Below are 15561 nucleotides of genomic sequence, written 5' to 3'. Positions count from 1 at the left end.
TCTCTACTGGGCGGCTTGCAACTGCAGCAGCGCCAACGCTTGCGCCACGATCTCGAGGGGCAGAGCGTGCACGCCGTGGGCGCCGCGATCGAGAAAAATGGCGACCACGGTGCCTTCCGCGTCGACGAACGGGGCACCCAGCAGCTTCGGGTCGATTTCCGGCTCGCCGGCGGCGAAGGCAGTGCTCGCTGGCCACTGCTGCGTGCTGCTGATCGGGGTGAGGAAGCTGGAATAGTAACCGAGTCGTCCTGACTTCCCGGGTCCGACAGAGAGAACGCCGACCCAGAGAGGTTCCTCCGCCATTTCCTTCGGCGCCACCAGAGCTGCTTCCACGTCCTCGGTGAGGTTGCCGCTCGGGTCGAAGACGAGCTTTGCCGGGACGAGGGCGGCGGTGGCGGCCAGGGCGGCGGCGGCCCGAGCGGAGTCCGGGGCCACCTCGAAGACGGTGAACTCGCCGTGCACGTCGGTGAACAGAGGCCGCCACTCGAGAAGCGCCGTGCCGTGCCGACTGAGCAACGGGGAGGAGACGGGTCCGGGGACGACGAGCCGGGCCGGGTCGACTTGGATGACCACGCCGCAATGGGCGAACTGGAAGCCGGCTTCCACGGGTCGCAGCAGGCCCAGGACCGAGGGTCGCGCCCGCCGCGCCGTCTCCCGCCAGGGCCGATCGGTGTCGCGCAGTTGGAGAACGCTCAAGAGAGGGAAGAGGAGGACGAGGACGAGGCCCGCGAATCGCACCACCCGCTCCACCCGCATGCGCTTGGCCCTCCCGCCACTCGAATCTGCACACCGGGCCGCTCGCTCGCGCCGCCCGACGGGTGCACTCAGATCATTGCAATCGAAACAGAATCAATATTTTGCCGAAGAATCCCTGGCTCCCCCTGGGACCGCTTCGTGGCTGTGCAGCGCGAGAACGCAAGATGGTTGCCATCTGGCTGGGCAGCGTTGCCGGGGCTCGGGCTGGTCGCCTTGCCCGGGAGGACCCTGGATGCTAGCATCCTTCCTGACACCGCCCTGTCCGCCCAACCCACAGTCACTGCGGAAGCTAGACCCAGGAGGAGGGCATGAACCGCGCGGCGGAGCCTTACCTCAGAGTGAGCCAGGTCGTCAACGGTTTTACCGCCTCGCGGGTCCTGCACATGGCGGTCGACCTCGACCTTTTCACCTCCCTCGCCAACGAGGGCAAGACGGCGGCCCAGCTTTCGAGCCACCTGGACGTGCAGCCCGAGGCCTTGGAGCTCCTGCTCAACGCCCTCACCTCTCTCGGATTTTTGCGCAAGGAGTCGGAGCGCTTCTTCGATACTCCGGTGAGCCACACCTACCTCTCCCGCTCCGGCCCCAAGTACATGGGCCACCTGATACGACACCAGGCCCGGAGTTGGAGCGCTTGGGGCCGGCTCATGGAGGCGCTGCAAACGGGCAAGCCGGTCTGCAAGCCCGTGCCGATCGACAAAGCGAATGCCGAGCTGGAGGATTTCATCCGCGGCATGCACGAGCTGGCCCTGGCCCGTGGTGACGCGCGCTGGCTCGCCCGCGTCATCTCGCTCGTGCGCTGTCGCACCCTTCTCGACCTCGGCGGCGGTCCGGGGACGTATGCCGCCTTGTTCTGCCGCGCCAACCCGCAGCTCGAAGCCACGGTGGTGGACCTGCCGGCCACCCTCGAGATCACCCGGCGCATCCTACGGGAGTTCGATCTCACCGGTCGGGTGCAGGTGCAGGCAGCGGACTACCGGAGCGAAAAGATTCCCGGCGGCCCCTACGACGTGGCCTTGCTGTCCAATATCCTCCATGCGGAGACGGAGGCGACCAATCTGCAGCTGCTCCGCAACGTGTACGAGGTGCTGTCGCCGGGGGCGCTGGTGATGGTGAAGGATCACGTCATGAGCGGGGATCACACGGAGCCGCAGAACGGCGCGCTCTTCGCTTTGGAGATGCTGCTCACCACCGACGGCCGTACCTACAGCTTCGACGAGATCTCCCGCTGGCTGCAGCGCGCTGGTTTCACCGACACCACCGAGCTGCCGCTGGATCCCCCCTCGCCGGTGTCCTTGGTGCTGGCGCTCCGGCCCGGAAAGCGAGCCCTCGTCCTCTTGCCCCGGCCGGCTGCCAAGAGGGAACCGGCTGCCGGCGCAGTGGCCTCGTCGCTTCCACCTGCGGCCCCCTTCGCGCCCGCCACGAAGGGCGCTGCACCATCGGCCGCCGCCGGCACCACGCTGCCGGCGCAGGCGTCGCCCCGAGCCGGCGCACAGGCTCCCAGGCCGGGGGCCACGCGCGTCCCGAGCCCAAGCCGTGGCCCTGCCCGCGGCATCCACGCCCGAAGGACCCGGGCGGCATCGCGCCCTCGGTCGCGAGCCAAGAACGCCAGGCCCCCGCGCTCTCCACGCTCCGGGGGCAGCTCCCGCCCCGGCCGCTCCCGCCGCCCCCGCGCCTCGCGCTGACCCCTTGGCGCCCTCGACCGGACTTCGCTCGTCAGCACTCGTCCACCACGAGTGCACGGCAATCGCTACACTGCCTCGATCGGGAGGACATCGATGCAGCCACGAGCCGTGCTCTTCTCTTTTCTCGCACTGCTCCCGGCCTTCGGCACCGCTCAGGCGGCGCGCCACGTGGATTTCGACGTCAACAAGATTCCCTGCTGCGAATACTCCCCCTACGACGCCATCGTGTGGACGGGTACGGACTCTCTCATCACCCTCGCGAAGCTGGCGGCCTATTGTGCACCGATTCTCTGGTTCTCTCCCGACGAGCCACTCCTCGCCGGGGCCGAGGGAACGGACATCCGCATGCCCACCTCCTTCCCCTTCGAGGCCGCCCCCGATGCTCCGCTGGTGTACTACCGGGTGCGCACCCTCCTCCGGCGCCTGAACTACAGCGGTGCAGGCTACTTCCCCACCCCGGACGACCGTGGCCAAGGGGTGCTCAACCTGAAGGCCGTCGCGGGGATCGATCTCGATTACTTCTATTACTACCCGTCGGAAGCAGGATTCGGCGGCCACCACCACGACGTCGAATCGACCGAGATGAAGCTCGTCGTGTGGGCGCGCCCCCAGTGCAACGATTGCCCTCTCTCCATCATCATCGCCACGGTGAAGTGCAAGGCCCACGGCGTCCTCTGGTACGACAACACTCTCGGCGTCGACCAGGACACGCGTTTTCCGATGACCGTGCTGGTGGAGGAGGGCAAACACGCGGGCTGCACCGACAAGAATGGCGACGGCTATTACACCCCGGGCTACGACGTCAACCGGCGCGCCAACGATGCCTGGGGCGTGCGGGACATCATCAGCGGCGGCCATCTCTTCGCCGGCAGCTTCCAGTCCTGGTTCGCCAAGGTGCGCACCCCGCCGTACCGCGTCTTCCCGCCTCTCCCGGAGGACAGCCCACTGCGCGACGGCTACACCAAGCGCGGCGTGTACGCCGGCGGCTCCGCCCAGTACGAGCTGCGGCCTTTCCCGCGCCCCGACCTGGCCAAGGACGATCCCGCCCTGGTGCCCTTCATCGCCGACAAAGGCGACCCGGAGTGGCCCGCGGTGTCGTCCGCCAGGGACATCAAGAACTTCGGCAACTGGATCACGCAGGAGTCGTTCGTCAAGTCGGTGAACTTCGCCTTCCGCATGGATGGCCGCGCCGGGTTCAGTACCACCTTCCCGCTCTTCATCTTCTGGCACTTCTCCGATCCCTTGACCGGCGGCTGGATCGTGAATCGCCTCTATTTCATGGACGACGGCCTGCGCGACTTCGGCTGGACGCTCTTGTACACCCCGTCCGCCTCACGCTGGCTGGATGGCTATTTTTCCCTGGGCTACGAAAGTGACGAGAACGACCTCAACGAGAAGCGGCGATATGGGGCGCTGGAGACGGGCATCAAGTTCCGCGCCAACATCCGACACTCCAAGCTGTCCTTCCTCTCCAAGCTCACGGACTTCTGGGGAGTGCGAGCCGGTTTGCAGGCCTCGGGGCTGCTGCCGGTGGAGCGGTTCACCTACGTGATCGAGGTGGGTGGCGGAAGCTTCTGATCTTCAGGTCCGAGCGGAGAGCGCCCCCAGCACGAGAACGGCCTCCACTGAGGGAGGCCGTTGCATCGAAGGCGAGGATCGAACTTGGTTTCAGCGGCCCCGGGCGGCCCCGAAGCGGGCGCTGATCGCCGCCGGCGGCGCGGACATCCGCGGCATACTGCCGCCGCGAGGCATGGATTGGAAACGCGGCGCTGCGCCCGGGCTGGAGAAGGAGCCGCGTGACCTGGCCGAAAACCCTTGGAAGCTCCGGTTGGCGCTGCCGCCCGACGACCGCCACCGGGTTGGCGCCGCGACGCGTGCTTGCCCGGCCGGCGTCATGGTCCGGAACCCGTTCCCTTGTCGCCGCGCGATCTCCTGCCGCGCCGCGTTGCTGCGCCCGCGGTCGTAGCCGCCGCGCCGCGCACCCACAGGGGTGGCGGTTGGCGCGCCACGTTGCCGTTCCACGCTGCGCAACTCCCCCCGGCGCAGGGCAGTGCTCGCCTGCGTGCCGTTCCGGATGATGCGGGGAGTCGCCTCCCGGCTCCGCATGCCGCCTGAGGTGGGCACCGTCATCGTCCCGGCGCGCCGCGCGGTCAGGCCGCCGGCGACGCTGTAGGGCGCCCCTGGAACTCTCCGCCCAGCATGCCAGGCTTCCCGGCCCCAGGTGTTCGGATAGTAGTGAGCGTAGTACGTGCCACCGCACCAGCCGTAGTAACCGAAATGCGCGCTGTAGTGGAAGGGGTAGTAGTAGCTGCAATACAGACTCGGGAACGGATCGTAGTAGCCGCCCCAGGCCACGGGGTACCAGTACCAGGGAGCGTAGTAGCCGGCGCTGAAGACCACCTGGCTCCGCGTGTGCACTTCCATGTTTTCGTCGTTCGCCGTGCCGATGAGCGCGTCGAGAACGTCGTCGCTCACCCCGAGCGAGCGCAGCTCCACGATGTCGTCCGCGTTCAGCTCGAAGACGAAGCCCCAGGCCTTGATCTGCTCGAGAACGACCTCATTCGGTACTTGGGCCTGCGTGAGTCGCAGGACTTCGTCCAGCAATTCCGCCTGGAGCTTCTCGTCGTGACCCCAAGCAGCAGTGCTCGCGAGCAGGATGAGAGCGGCGAGAACAACCGTGAGGCGACGCATGAGAGAACCTCCCAACAGGGGCAGTGGGCTCTGGCGCCTCGAACCAGCCAACTCAAGGATACAGCGGCGCCGCCGGAAAGTCCCTACCCCCTTTGGGGTTTGCATCGCCGCTGGCCCACGCTCCGGCGGCTCAGGCCCGTCCTGTCCACTCCACCCTGGTGGCGGCGGCAGGCTACCGGGCCATGGGCGGAGGCCCCACGTTCTGCCAGCGATTGGCTGCGAGGTCGTAGTGCCAGCACTCGCCGCTCCGGGTGACCAGGAAACCCCAGCTCTCCATGAACTGGATGTCCTTCGCTGCCACCGGAAGGGGCAGGATGTGGGTTTCCTGGTCCTCCCCCCGGAAGGCCTCGTCGATGCTGAGCCATTTCTTGCGGTCCGGCATGTATTGCCAGAGCGTCCCGTCCTCGCCGATCACGCCCCCCACGCCGTAGACTCCGAGGATTCGGGGCGGAGCAGGCCCTTGGTCGCCGCGGCCGCTCTGGAAAGCGACCGAGAGCGCAGCGGCAGCGGCCGCCGCGCAACAGATCGTGGTCGGGAATCGCATCGTTTTCCTCCTGGGCGGGCGCTCGCTGCGGTTTGAACCCAATCGTCGCTGGCGGGACTGCGGTTCTCCAGTCTAGCATCGGCTCCGGGAGGGGGCGCTGCGCCGGCGGCAGCGGTTGGATGACGAAGGGCAAAGCATGGCGTCGTGGCTCCTGGCAGCCGTCTTCGTTTCGCTCGTTTCCATCGCCCTCGCCTTCGTCCCCCTGTTCAACCTGCTCGCCTTCGAGTTCTCCGTCGGCATGGGTGCCCTCCTCGCCTATGTCTCCGGCTGGCGCGCCTGCGCCGCCGCAGCCTCGGCGCGCCAGGTGTTCGTGCCGCGGCAGGCAAGGAGGCGCGGCTTCCCGGGTGCGGCCCTGCTCCAGGTCGGGGTGCAGAATCTCCTCCTCCTCTTCTTCCCCCTCGTCATCATCGGCGCCAACGCGGTCCGCGTTCCCAACTGCAACTGGAGCGAAGGCCTGCAGTTCTATGCCCTCTTCACCGTGCCCGGAGTTCTCTATGGGACGACCCTCGGTTTCGCGCTCGGGCTCGCCCACCGAACCGGATGGGCGCGCTTCCACCTCCTGCTCTGGAGCCTGGCCACCTACGTCTACGTGCTTTGGAACATCGTGCGCCAACCGCCCATCTTCGCCTACAACGCCTTCGTCGGCTTCTTTCCCGGTCCGTTGTACGACCAGGCGGTGCCACTCACGCCGCTCCTGCTCCTGGCGCGAACGATCGTGGTCGTCGAAGCGATCCTGTTCGCCCTCCTCGCCGTCATGCTCTGGGACGGTGTGCGCTTGCGCTGGCGTGCCCTCTCCGACCCCTGGACGGGAGCCCGCGCCGTCGCTGGTCCCCTGGCGCTCTGCGCCCTCCTCGTTTTCGCCGCCTTGCAGGTGAATGCGGGCCGGCTGGGGCTGCGCCCGGACGCCGGAGACATCCGTCGCGCCCTCGGCGGTCACCTCGCCACCGAACACTGCGATGTCTACTACGACGTCCAGGCCTATACGCGAGAGCGCGCCCAGGAGTTGGCCAGGGAGCACGAGTTCCACTACGCCGAGCTGCGCGAGTTCTTCGGTTTCGATGTTCCGGGACGGATCGGCAGCTATGTCTATGCCTCGGCGGAGAAGAAGAAACGTCTCATGGGCGCTGGGGGCACGAGCTTCGAGGACGCGCTCACCGATGAGATCCACCTCAACGCGGCGAGCTGGCCCCATCCGGTTCTGCGCCACGAGCTGGCTCACATCTTCGCCGCCCACCTGCAGCGCTGGTGGCCCATCTGCCCGCAGATCGGCATCCACGAGGGCATCGCCGTGGCAGCGGAATGGCGCGAGGAAAGCGGGCGCCTCGGCCTGACGCCAGACGAGGCCTGCGCCGCCATGGACAGCTTGGGTCTCTTGCCGGACCTGGGCTCTTTGCTCGGCGCCTTCGGGTTCTGGACCCAGCCGGGGGCGCGGGCGTACACGGCGGCGGGCTCCTTCGTGCACCACCTGGTGACGGCGTACGGGATGGAACCCTTCCGCGTGCTGTGGTCCACGCGCAAGTTCGAGCGCGCCTATGGCCGCAGCCTCGACGATCTGGTACGCGAGTGGAAACGAGTGAAGCTGGCGCCGGTGCGGCTCACACCGCTGCAGCTGCTCCGCGCCGAGCGGCAGTATCGCCCGCCGGCGATCTTCGCCCTCCCCTGTGCGCGCGAGCAGGCGCGTTTGCAAACGGAACTCGCCGGGGCCCGACAAAGCGAGCAGTTCGCCCGCGCCGAGAGCCTCTATGCCGGGATCCTTCGCCTCGAGCCCGACAGCCCGAGCCACCAGCTCGGACTGGCGCGTCTCTACCTCGAGGCTGGTAAAGCCGCCGAGTCGCGCCGTGCGCTCCTCGCACTGCTGGACACGCCGGCCCTGCCGCAGTCCTGGCGCGGGCGCGCCCTCGACGAGCTGGGTGACGCCCAGTGGACACTGGGGGAGTTCGAGGGGGCGGCGGCGAGCTACGCGGGGGCGGAATCGTTGGCGGTGTCACGCCCCGAGAGGCGCGCCTTCCAGGTCGCACGAGCGGCGCTGCGAGCTCCGGAGCTCCGCCAAGCCCTCTGCCCCTATCTCACCGAAGTGCTTCCCGAGGCGGCAGGCCTGGCTTCCCTCGCCTGGGTGCGGGCGCAGGTGCCGTCGGCGCCGCTGCCGCGGTATCTCCTCGGCCGCCGCCTCTACTACGCCGAGCGGTTCGCCGAGGCGCGAGAGGAGCTCGGCCCTCTGGCTGCCGCTACCGACACCGTGCTTTCCTCGGACGTCAAACTCGCCGTTCTCGAGTTGCGGGCCCTGGCGGAACTGCGGGGCGGGGCACCGCAAAGGGTCGATTCGACCTTGGCGGACCTGGGAGGCTACGGTCTGGAAGCGGCCGAGGCCCTGCACTTCGAGGACCTGCGCCGGCGGGCCGCCTGGGCCCTGCGCCTGGAAGCGCCTGGAACTCAAGCTCGTGGGCCCCATTGACCGGAAATTGACCGCTTCCCGGCCCGGACCAGGGGCCGTCCGCCGCTTTCCCGCACTGGGACGGCACTTTCTCGCCCCGACAAGCGTAGTATGAGGTGGAAGTTTGGACCCCGGGTTGCGGGCGTGGCGACTCGTTCGGCCACGATGCTGCGGCCCGGGCCAAACCCCCTCTCGTAAACGGACCAGGCGACACCTCCCCCCTAGCAGACCTGATCCGTGCGAACCCCCGTCTCGAACGGGGGTTCGCGGCTTTCGGGAGAACTTGAAGCAGGGTGCTGCGTACCGAGCGCGGCGCCCGGCTCGGACAGCGAGGGGAGGAAGCGTGACGGGATTCACTCCGTGGCGGAGAAAGTCTCCAAGGCGTTGCGTACGGCACCGGAGCTCACGATGCGAGCCCCAGCGCGCAGCATCTCTTCGACGGAGCGGGCCCCGTCACCGACGTGCTTGTTGAAGGGACGGCAGGCGTCGGCCACGATGTAGGCGCCGAAACCCGATTCGAGAGCGTCGAGCACCGTGTGCTTGACCCCGGTTTCCGTGGCCAAGCCGCAGATGAGCAGCGTTTCGATCCCGGCCTTGCGCAAGCGCTCGCCGAAATCGGTGCCGTCGAAGGCGGAGAGGGCGCTCTGCGTTCGGTTCGTGCCCTTGGAAAGGATCCACGTATCCGGCGGAATGACGAGATCGTCGGCGAACTCGGCGCCGTGGGTATCCTGGACACAATGCACCGGCAGTTGTCCTCCATGACCGCGGAAGCTCTTGTGATCCGCAGGCAGCCAGGCGCGGGTGCAAGCGACGAGCAAGCCAGCCGCATGAAAGCCTTCGGCCAAACGGCTGGCCGTTGCCACGACCTCGTTGCTACGAGGAACGGGAAGCGTGCCCTCGAGGAGGAAGTCGCGCTGCACGTCCACCACCACGAGCCCTGTTTGCTGCGTGAGTTCCATCCGACCTCCCAAAGTTCGCCGGCCCCTCTTTTCCTACATTAGTCCATGGGGCCCTCCGGAAGCCGCAAGAAAGGTTCCCTTTGTACCGTTCTTTCCGTCTTCCCCCGGTGGTCCCGGCCGGGTCTTCGGCCCGGCCGCCTCGAGCACCGCCATCTCGCGGCTAGTGTGCTATCCTGACGTGAGATACGCCCCTCGAACGGCCCCCGGCGGGCGGCCGGCCTCCAGCCCGCCTCGTCCCCCGCGGAGGCTTCGTGCCGAGCGCTTTGATCACCGGTGTCACCGGCCAGGACGGTTCCTACCTCGCCGAGTTCCTCCTGGAACGGGGGTACGAGGTGTATGGACTGGTGCGCCGGAGCAGCACCCTCAACTTCGAACGCATCCAGCACGTCCAGGACCGGTTGCACCTGCTCCCCGGCGACCTCCTGGACCCGAACTCGCTGCTCGAAGCCATCCGCGCCGCCCGGCCGCAGGAGATCTACAACCTGGCCGCCCAGTCTTTCGTGCAGACGTCGTGGAACCAGCCGGTGCTCACTGGGGAGTTCACTGCCCTCGGCGTCACCCGCATGCTCGAGGCCATGCGCCTGCTCGCCCCGGAGGCGCGCTTCTACCAGGCCTCCTCGAGCGAGATGTTCGGCAATGCCACGGAATCGCCGCAGAACGAGGCGACACCCTTCCGGCCGCGCAGCCCCTACGGCGTCGCCAAGGTCTACGGCCACGACATCGCGGTGAACTACCGCGACAGCTACGGGCTCTTCGTCGCCTCGGGCATCCTCTTCAATCACGAGTCGCCGCGGCGCGGTCTGGAGTTCGTCACCCGTAAGATCACCGACGGCGCTGCCCGCATCAAGGCGGGCCTGCAGGACAAGCTCGCCCTCGGCAACCTGGAGGCGCGGCGCGACTGGGGTTTCGCCGGGGATTACGTCCGTGCCATGTGGCAGATGTTGCAGCTCGAGCAGCCCGATGATTTCGTCATCGCCTCGGGGAAGACGCATTCGGTGCGCGAGTTTGCCCGGCTCGCCTTCGAGGCGGTGGGCCTCGATTGGGAGGAGCACGTGGTGGCGGACCCGCGCTTCGTGCGGCCCGCCGAGATCCACGAGCTGGTGGGCGACTGCCGCAAAGCGGAGCAAGCCTTCGACTGGCGTGCCCGGGTACAGCTCCCCGAGCTCGTCGAGATGATGGTGCAAGCCGACCTCGAACGCGTGGGGCGCTGACGTGGCGCGCATCCTGGTCACCGGAGCCCGCGGCTTCGTCGGCCCGCACCTGCTCCGGCACCTCGAGGCCCTGGGCCACGAAGTCTGGGGCACCGATCGCCCGGAGACGCCCGCCCCCGAGACACACCGGGCCTGCGACCTCACCCAGGCCGAGGCGGTGCGCGAGCTCGTCCACGACCTGCGCCCCGACGCCGTCGTGCACCTGGCCAGCGTTTCCTCCGTGGCGCGGTCGTTCGCAGCGCCGCAGCAAACCTTGGCGAACAATCTGCTGTCGGCCTGCAATCTCTTCGAGGCGCTGCGCCCGCGCCCGGCGACGCGGGTCTTGGTCATCGGCTCGGCGGAGCAGTACGGGCGGGTGCGGGCGGACGAGCTGCCCTTGCGCGAGGAGCAGCCCTTCCGCCCGTCGAGCCCTTACGCGGTGAGCAAGGTGGCGCAGGAATTCCTGGCGCTGCAGTACCACACGGCTCACGGGCTGGATGTCGTGGTCGTGCGCAGCTTCAACCATAGCGGCCCGGGACAAAGCGACGACTTCGTCCTCCCGGCGGTGGCGAAGCAGATCGCCGCCGCCGAGGCCGGCGCCCGTCCGCCGGTGGTGCGCGTCGGCAACCTCGAGGTCAGCCGGGACTTCCTCGACGTGCGCGACGTGGTGCGCGCCTATGCTCTGCTGCTCGAGCACGGCGAGGCCGGGCGTGCTTACAATGTTTGCCGCGGCCGGGCGGAGTCGCTGCAGAGCCTGGTCGCCGCGCTCTTGCAGCGCAGCCGTCTGCCCCTCCGTCTCGAAGCGGATCCCGCCCGCCTGCGGCCTTCCGATCTCCCCATCCTGGTGGGCGACAGCAGCCGGCTGCGCGAGCGCACGGGCTGGGAAGCAGAGATCCCCATGGAGAGGACACTGGCCGATGTGCTCGACGACTGGCGCCGGCGTCTGGCAGGAAGCGCAGCCCGATCGTGAGCGTCATCACCATGATCCCCGACCGCAACTCGGGGAACGTGTACAACCATCTCCTCTATCAGGCGCTCGAGCGCATCGACCTGCGCTACGTGCAAGTCCCCTTCTCGCTCCGCTACCTGCTGCGGCGCGGTCCGCTGGCGCGCTTCCACTACCTGCACTTCCACTGGCCGGAGATCTTCTTCGTCATTCGCCCGCGGCAACCGCACCGTCTCTTCGGTCTCAAGGGCTACCTGCACCTGCACGCCTTCTGGCTCCTGGCGAAATGGCGCGGCTACAAGCTCGTGTGGACGGTGCACGAGGTGGACGTGCACGACCTGCAGCGTGCCCGGCGCTGGCATGCCGCTTCCCGGCGACTGTTATGGCGTCTCGCCGATGTCGTCTACGTCCACACACCGGACGTGCGGACCGAAGCCGAGCGCCGCTGGGGCGCGCGCGGCCACGTGCACACCATCCCCATCGGCAGCTACGAGGGGGCTTACCCGGCGACACTGTCGCGCTCCGAGGCGCGCCAGCGCCTCGGCATCCCGCCCGCAGCCAAGGCCTTCGTCTTCTTCGGCAACATCCGGCCGTACAAAGGCGTCGACGTGCTCCTCGACGCCTTCCGGGCTCTGCATGCCGACCATCCGGAGGCGCACCTCATCGTCGCCGGCCAGCCGTCCTCGCCTGCTTTCGCGGCGGAGATCGTGGCCGCTTGCCGTGACCTGCCGCGCTTGCACCTGCGTCTCGAGCACGTGCCCGACGCGGAGATCCAGCTCTATCTGCGCGCCGCCGATTGCTTCGTGGCGCCGTACAAGTACATCGAGACCTGTTCCGCCATCTATCTGGCCCTCGCCTACGAGCTGCCGGTCATCATCAAAGCCGAAGGCAACGTCCATGATTTCGCCGCCCACGCCGTCGGCATCTTCACCCGTGAGGCCGCCGAAACCGAGGCCGCCATGCGGCGTTTCTTGGGCCTGGCGCCGGCCGAGCTCGCCCAGCTGCAGGCCAACACCCTGGAAGTCTCGCGGCAGTTCTCCTGGGACATCCTGAAGGAACGCTACCGCGAGGCCTTCGCCGCCTACGAAGCGGACCCGCACTGACCTTGCCCGGCGACGATGGCTTCGTTAGTGTCCCGGCTCTGGTGCCCGCGTCTCCGGCGCGTGCACGGTCATGCACGCTGGACTTGGAGGACGAGCGGTGCCTCGCGGCCGTTCCCCACTCGGGAGCGAAACTCTCGCCCAATTGCGCTTGCCGCGCGACCTTTGTATTTCTCCCGACGGCAGCCGCGTCGTCTTCGCTGCAGCGCGGGCGGATTTGCAGCGTGACCGCATCGGCCACGCCCTCCTCCTCGTGGAGGTGAAGAGCGGCCAGATGCGCCCGCTCACTGCGGGAGCAGAGGATGATCGCGAACCGTGCTTCGCCCCCGATGGGCAGAGCCTCGTCTTCGTCTCCGACCGCGACGGCACGCCCAACCTGTGGCGCCTGCGTTTCGACGCCAGCGCCCCCGAGCCGCTCACCCGTCTCGACGGGCGGGTGCACTCGCCGCGCTTCTCTCCCGGCGGACGCGCCATCGCCTTCCTCCACGCTCCGGGTACCCCGAGGCGCCGCGGCGCCAACGGCTCGAGGGCTCGGATCCGACTTTGGAAGAGCAGCGAGGCCGGACCGGAGGTCGACGGCCTCGTCGACGAAACCCGGTCGAAACTGTGCGTGTTGGAACTCGGTGCGCGGCGCTTGCGACGACTCGGGCGAACCGTCGGGCACGACGCCGAACCGGCTTGGTCGCCCGACGGCCGCTCCTTGGCCTTCGTTTCGTACCGGACCGCGAGCGGCGCGCCACGCGGGGACTCCGACCTTTGGGTCGTACCGTCGCGCGGCGGGTCCCCGCGCCTCCTCGGGCGCCAGGACGGTCCAAAACATTCTCCCGCCTGGTCCCCCGACGGCACCATGCTCGCCTACGTGGGCGAGAGCGCAAGCGAGACCGCGGCGGACCTGCATGTGTGGGTAGTGCCCGCTCGCGGCGGGCGAGCCAAGGATCTGCTCGCCACGAGCGAGCTCATGTGCGCCGACGTCTGCACTGCCGACCTCGGGGCCGACAGCGCCGTCCACGCGCCGGCGTGGTCCGCCGACGGCGAGAGCCTCTACTTCCTCGGCAGCCAGGACGGCGCCGTGAACGTCTTCGCGGTGCCCGCAGGAGGCGGCAGTCCGGTGCCGCATACGTCGGGGCGCCATGAGATCGGCGCCTTCGCCTGCAGCACGGACCGGCGCGTGTGGGCGCTGCTGCGCGCCACGCCCACCGAGCCCGGCGATGTTTATGCTGCCACCTTTTCGCGCTCACGCCGGGGTTCGACGCGCGGCCCCTTCCACGTCCACGGGGCGCGCGTGCGCCGGCTGACGCACCTCCACGCCACGGCTCTCCGCGGCAAGCGTCTGGTGCGCCCGGAAGAGTTCCGCCTCGCCGGGCCGCAAGGCCCGACGCTCCACGGCTTCTTGTTCCGTGGCCGCCGGCGGCGCGGACCGGCGGTGCTGGCACTCCATGCCGGCCCGGGAACGATGGCGGGAGCTTCCTACGTGCACGAATGGCAGCTCCTCGCCGCCGCCGGCTATCACGTGATCTGCCCGAACCTGCGTGGCAGCGCCGGCTACGGCGGCGAGTTCCGCCGCTCGTTGCTGGGGAAATGGGGTTTCGAAGATCTGAACGATCTCCACCGCGTGGCCGACTGGGCCGCGTCGCGATCCTTCGTGGACGCCAGCCGCCTGTCTCTGGTGGGGCGTGGACATGGCGCTTTCCTCGCCCACTGGGCCCTCGGGCACACGCGCCGCTTCCGCTGCGCCGTCACCACCGCAGGGGCGGCGCACTTCGCTTCCCTCTTCGGGAGCAGCGACTCGGGCCGGGCTCTGGAAGCCGAGTTCCTCGCCCCGCCATGGGAATCGCACGAGCGCTACTGGCGCACCTCGCCGCTCGCCTACGTCGAGCATCTGCGCGCCCCGCTCCTGCTCCTGCACGGCGAAGACGATCGCCGCTGTCCGGCGTCGCAGTCGCGCGAGCTGTTCGCGGCGCTGGCGCGGCTCGGCCGCCCGGTGGAATGGGTGTGCTTCGTCGGCGAAGGACACGACTTCGAGCGCCACGGCAGACCGCAGAGCCGGATCGAACGCCTTCGCCGCGTTCTCGACTGGTTGGAGCGCAAGCTGTAGGATGCTTCCCCGGCGCCAGGAGGCAGAAGGAGAGCGCATGTCCGAGTTGAGCCGCGGTCTCGAGGGCGTGGTCGTCGGTTCTTCGGCCATCTCCAAGGTGTACGGCGACGAAGGCAATCTCATCTATCGCGGCGTCAGCATCCACGAGTTGGCCCAGCAGTCGAGCTACGAGGAGGTCGTGTTCCTGCTCTGGAACGGGCGCTTGCCCCGCCGGCCGGAGCTGGAGGAGTTCTCCGCTCGCCTCGCCGCCGAGCGGCAGGTGCCGGAGGCCGTGCTCGAATGGATCCGCACCGCCCCGGAGGAAGACTCCATGGCGACGCTGCGCACCGCCGTGTCGGCTCTCTCCGCCTTCGACCCCGACGCCGAGGACACCAGCCTGCTGGCAGCGGAACGCAAGGCCTTCCGCCTGGTGGCCGGGATGGCGACGCTCGTGGCGGCGATCGGCCGATCCCGGGACGGCGCAGTCTTCGTGCCGCCGCACCCGAATCTGCCGCATGCGGCCAACTTCCTCTACATGCTGAGCGGCCAGGAGCCCGATCGGGCCGCGGCGCGCACCTTCGACCAGGCGCTGGTGCTGCATGCGGACCACGGCTTCAACGCCTCCACCTTCACCGCCCGCGTCACCACCTCGACGCTCTCGGACATGCATAGCGCCGTGGTGGCCGCCATCGGCACCCTCAAGGGGGCCTCCCACGGCGGCGCCAACACGCGGGTGATGCAGATGCTGCTGCAGATCGACGGCAGCTCGCAGACGCCGGAGGTGTGGGTGCGGGAACAGGTCGCGGCCGGGCAGCGCATCATGGGTTTCGGGCACCGGGTCTACAAAGTGGAGGATCCGCGGGCGACACACCTGCGCCAGTCCTCGGAGGCGCTCGCCAAGGCCCGGGGCGACGACAAGTGGTTCGTCATGTCCCGGCGGATCGAACAGTACATGGGGCAGGACAAGGGTCTCTTCCCGAATGTCGATTTCTACTCCGCCTCGACCTACTACATGCTGAACATTCCGGTGCACCTGTACACGCCCATCTTCGCCCTCTCCCGCGTCTCCGGGTGGACGGCCCATGTCCTGGAGCAGATGCAGGACAATCGCCTCATCCGGCCGCGCTCCAACTACACCGGGCCAACCGCCATTCCCTACGTGCCCCTGGCGCAGCGCTGATTCAGTTC

The 15561-nt window shown here is 68.5% G+C and carries 12 protein-coding genes; 8 read left to right on the top strand and 4 right to left on the bottom strand.

Going from position 1 to position 15561, the window contains the following annotated elements; all coding sequences use genetic code 11:
• Positions 1–3: 3 nt before the first annotated feature.
• Positions 4–756 (bottom strand): hypothetical protein, encoded by a 753-nt coding sequence (locus VFE28_10205; protein ID HZM16366.1) that lies wholly within the window; start codon positions 754–756, stop codon positions 4–6.
• Between the two features lie 308 nt (positions 757–1064).
• Between VFE28_10205 and VFE28_10200 the strand changes: the two genes are divergently transcribed.
• The gene (locus tag VFE28_10200) at positions 1065–2438 is read left to right on the top strand and encodes a methyltransferase (protein HZM16365.1); all 1374 of its coding nucleotides are present in this window, start codon (positions 1065–1067) and stop codon (positions 2436–2438) included.
• A 93-nt stretch (positions 2439–2531) separates the two neighbouring features.
• The gene (locus tag VFE28_10195) at positions 2532–4016 is read left to right on the top strand and encodes a hypothetical protein (protein ID HZM16364.1); all 1485 of its coding nucleotides are present in this window, start codon (positions 2532–2534) and stop codon (positions 4014–4016) included.
• 90 nt (positions 4017–4106) lie between these two features.
• Here VFE28_10195 and VFE28_10190 read toward each other — a convergent pair whose 3' ends face one another.
• Together VFE28_10190 and VFE28_10185 are read right to left on the bottom strand one after the other, a co-directional pair.
• Positions 4107–5129: a hypothetical protein gene (locus VFE28_10190; protein HZM16363.1), complete on the bottom strand. Its 1023-nt coding sequence runs from the start codon at positions 5127–5129 to the stop codon at positions 4107–4109.
• A gap of 172 nt (positions 5130–5301) precedes the next feature.
• On the bottom strand, positions 5302–5673 hold the full coding sequence (locus VFE28_10185; protein ID HZM16362.1) for a kelch repeat-containing protein: 372 nt from the start codon (positions 5671–5673) through the stop codon (positions 5302–5304).
• Between the two features lie 136 nt (positions 5674–5809).
• On the opposite strand from VFE28_10185, the gene VFE28_10180 reads away from it, so the two are divergent.
• Positions 5810–8125: a tetratricopeptide repeat protein gene (locus VFE28_10180; protein HZM16361.1), complete on the top strand. Its 2316-nt coding sequence runs from the start codon at positions 5810–5812 to the stop codon at positions 8123–8125.
• A gap of 332 nt (positions 8126–8457) precedes the next feature.
• Here VFE28_10180 and VFE28_10175 read toward each other — a convergent pair whose 3' ends face one another.
• Positions 8458–9063: an isochorismatase family protein gene (locus VFE28_10175; protein HZM16360.1), complete on the bottom strand. Its 606-nt coding sequence runs from the start codon at positions 9061–9063 to the stop codon at positions 8458–8460.
• A 251-nt stretch (positions 9064–9314) separates the two neighbouring features.
• Here VFE28_10175 and gmd point away from each other — a divergent pair, with 251 nt between their 5' ends.
• The 5 genes from gmd (at position 9315) to VFE28_10150 (ending at position 15553) form a co-directional block, all read left to right on the top strand.
• Positions 9315–10274 (top strand): GDP-mannose 4,6-dehydratase, encoded by a 960-nt coding sequence (gmd, locus tag VFE28_10170; protein HZM16359.1) that lies wholly within the window; start codon positions 9315–9317, stop codon positions 10272–10274.
• Position 10275: 1 nt separating this feature from the next.
• Positions 10276–11223, top strand: coding sequence for a GDP-mannose 4,6-dehydratase (locus VFE28_10165; GenBank protein HZM16358.1), 948 nt, complete (start codon positions 10276–10278; stop codon positions 11221–11223).
• Positions 11220–12302: a glycosyltransferase family 4 protein gene (locus VFE28_10160; GenBank protein HZM16357.1), complete on the top strand. Its 1083-nt coding sequence runs from the start codon at positions 11220–11222 to the stop codon at positions 12300–12302. Before VFE28_10165 ends, VFE28_10160 begins: the two co-directional genes overlap by 4 nt.
• 97 nt (positions 12303–12399) lie before the next feature.
• Positions 12400–14394, top strand: coding sequence for a S9 family peptidase (locus VFE28_10155; GenBank protein HZM16356.1), 1995 nt, complete (start codon positions 12400–12402; stop codon positions 14392–14394).
• A 37-nt stretch (positions 14395–14431) separates the two neighbouring features.
• Complete coding sequence (locus tag VFE28_10150) at positions 14432–15553, top strand: citrate/2-methylcitrate synthase (protein ID HZM16355.1); 1122 nt, start codon at positions 14432–14434, stop codon at positions 15551–15553.
• Positions 15554–15561 lie beyond the last annotated feature (8 nt).

The organism is Candidatus Krumholzibacteriia bacterium (assembly GCA_035649275.1).
Taxonomy (GTDB): Bacteria; Krumholzibacteriota; Krumholzibacteriia.
The sequence above is the reverse complement of the archived record's forward strand: the minus strand, read 5'-3'. Positions and strand labels throughout refer to the sequence as shown.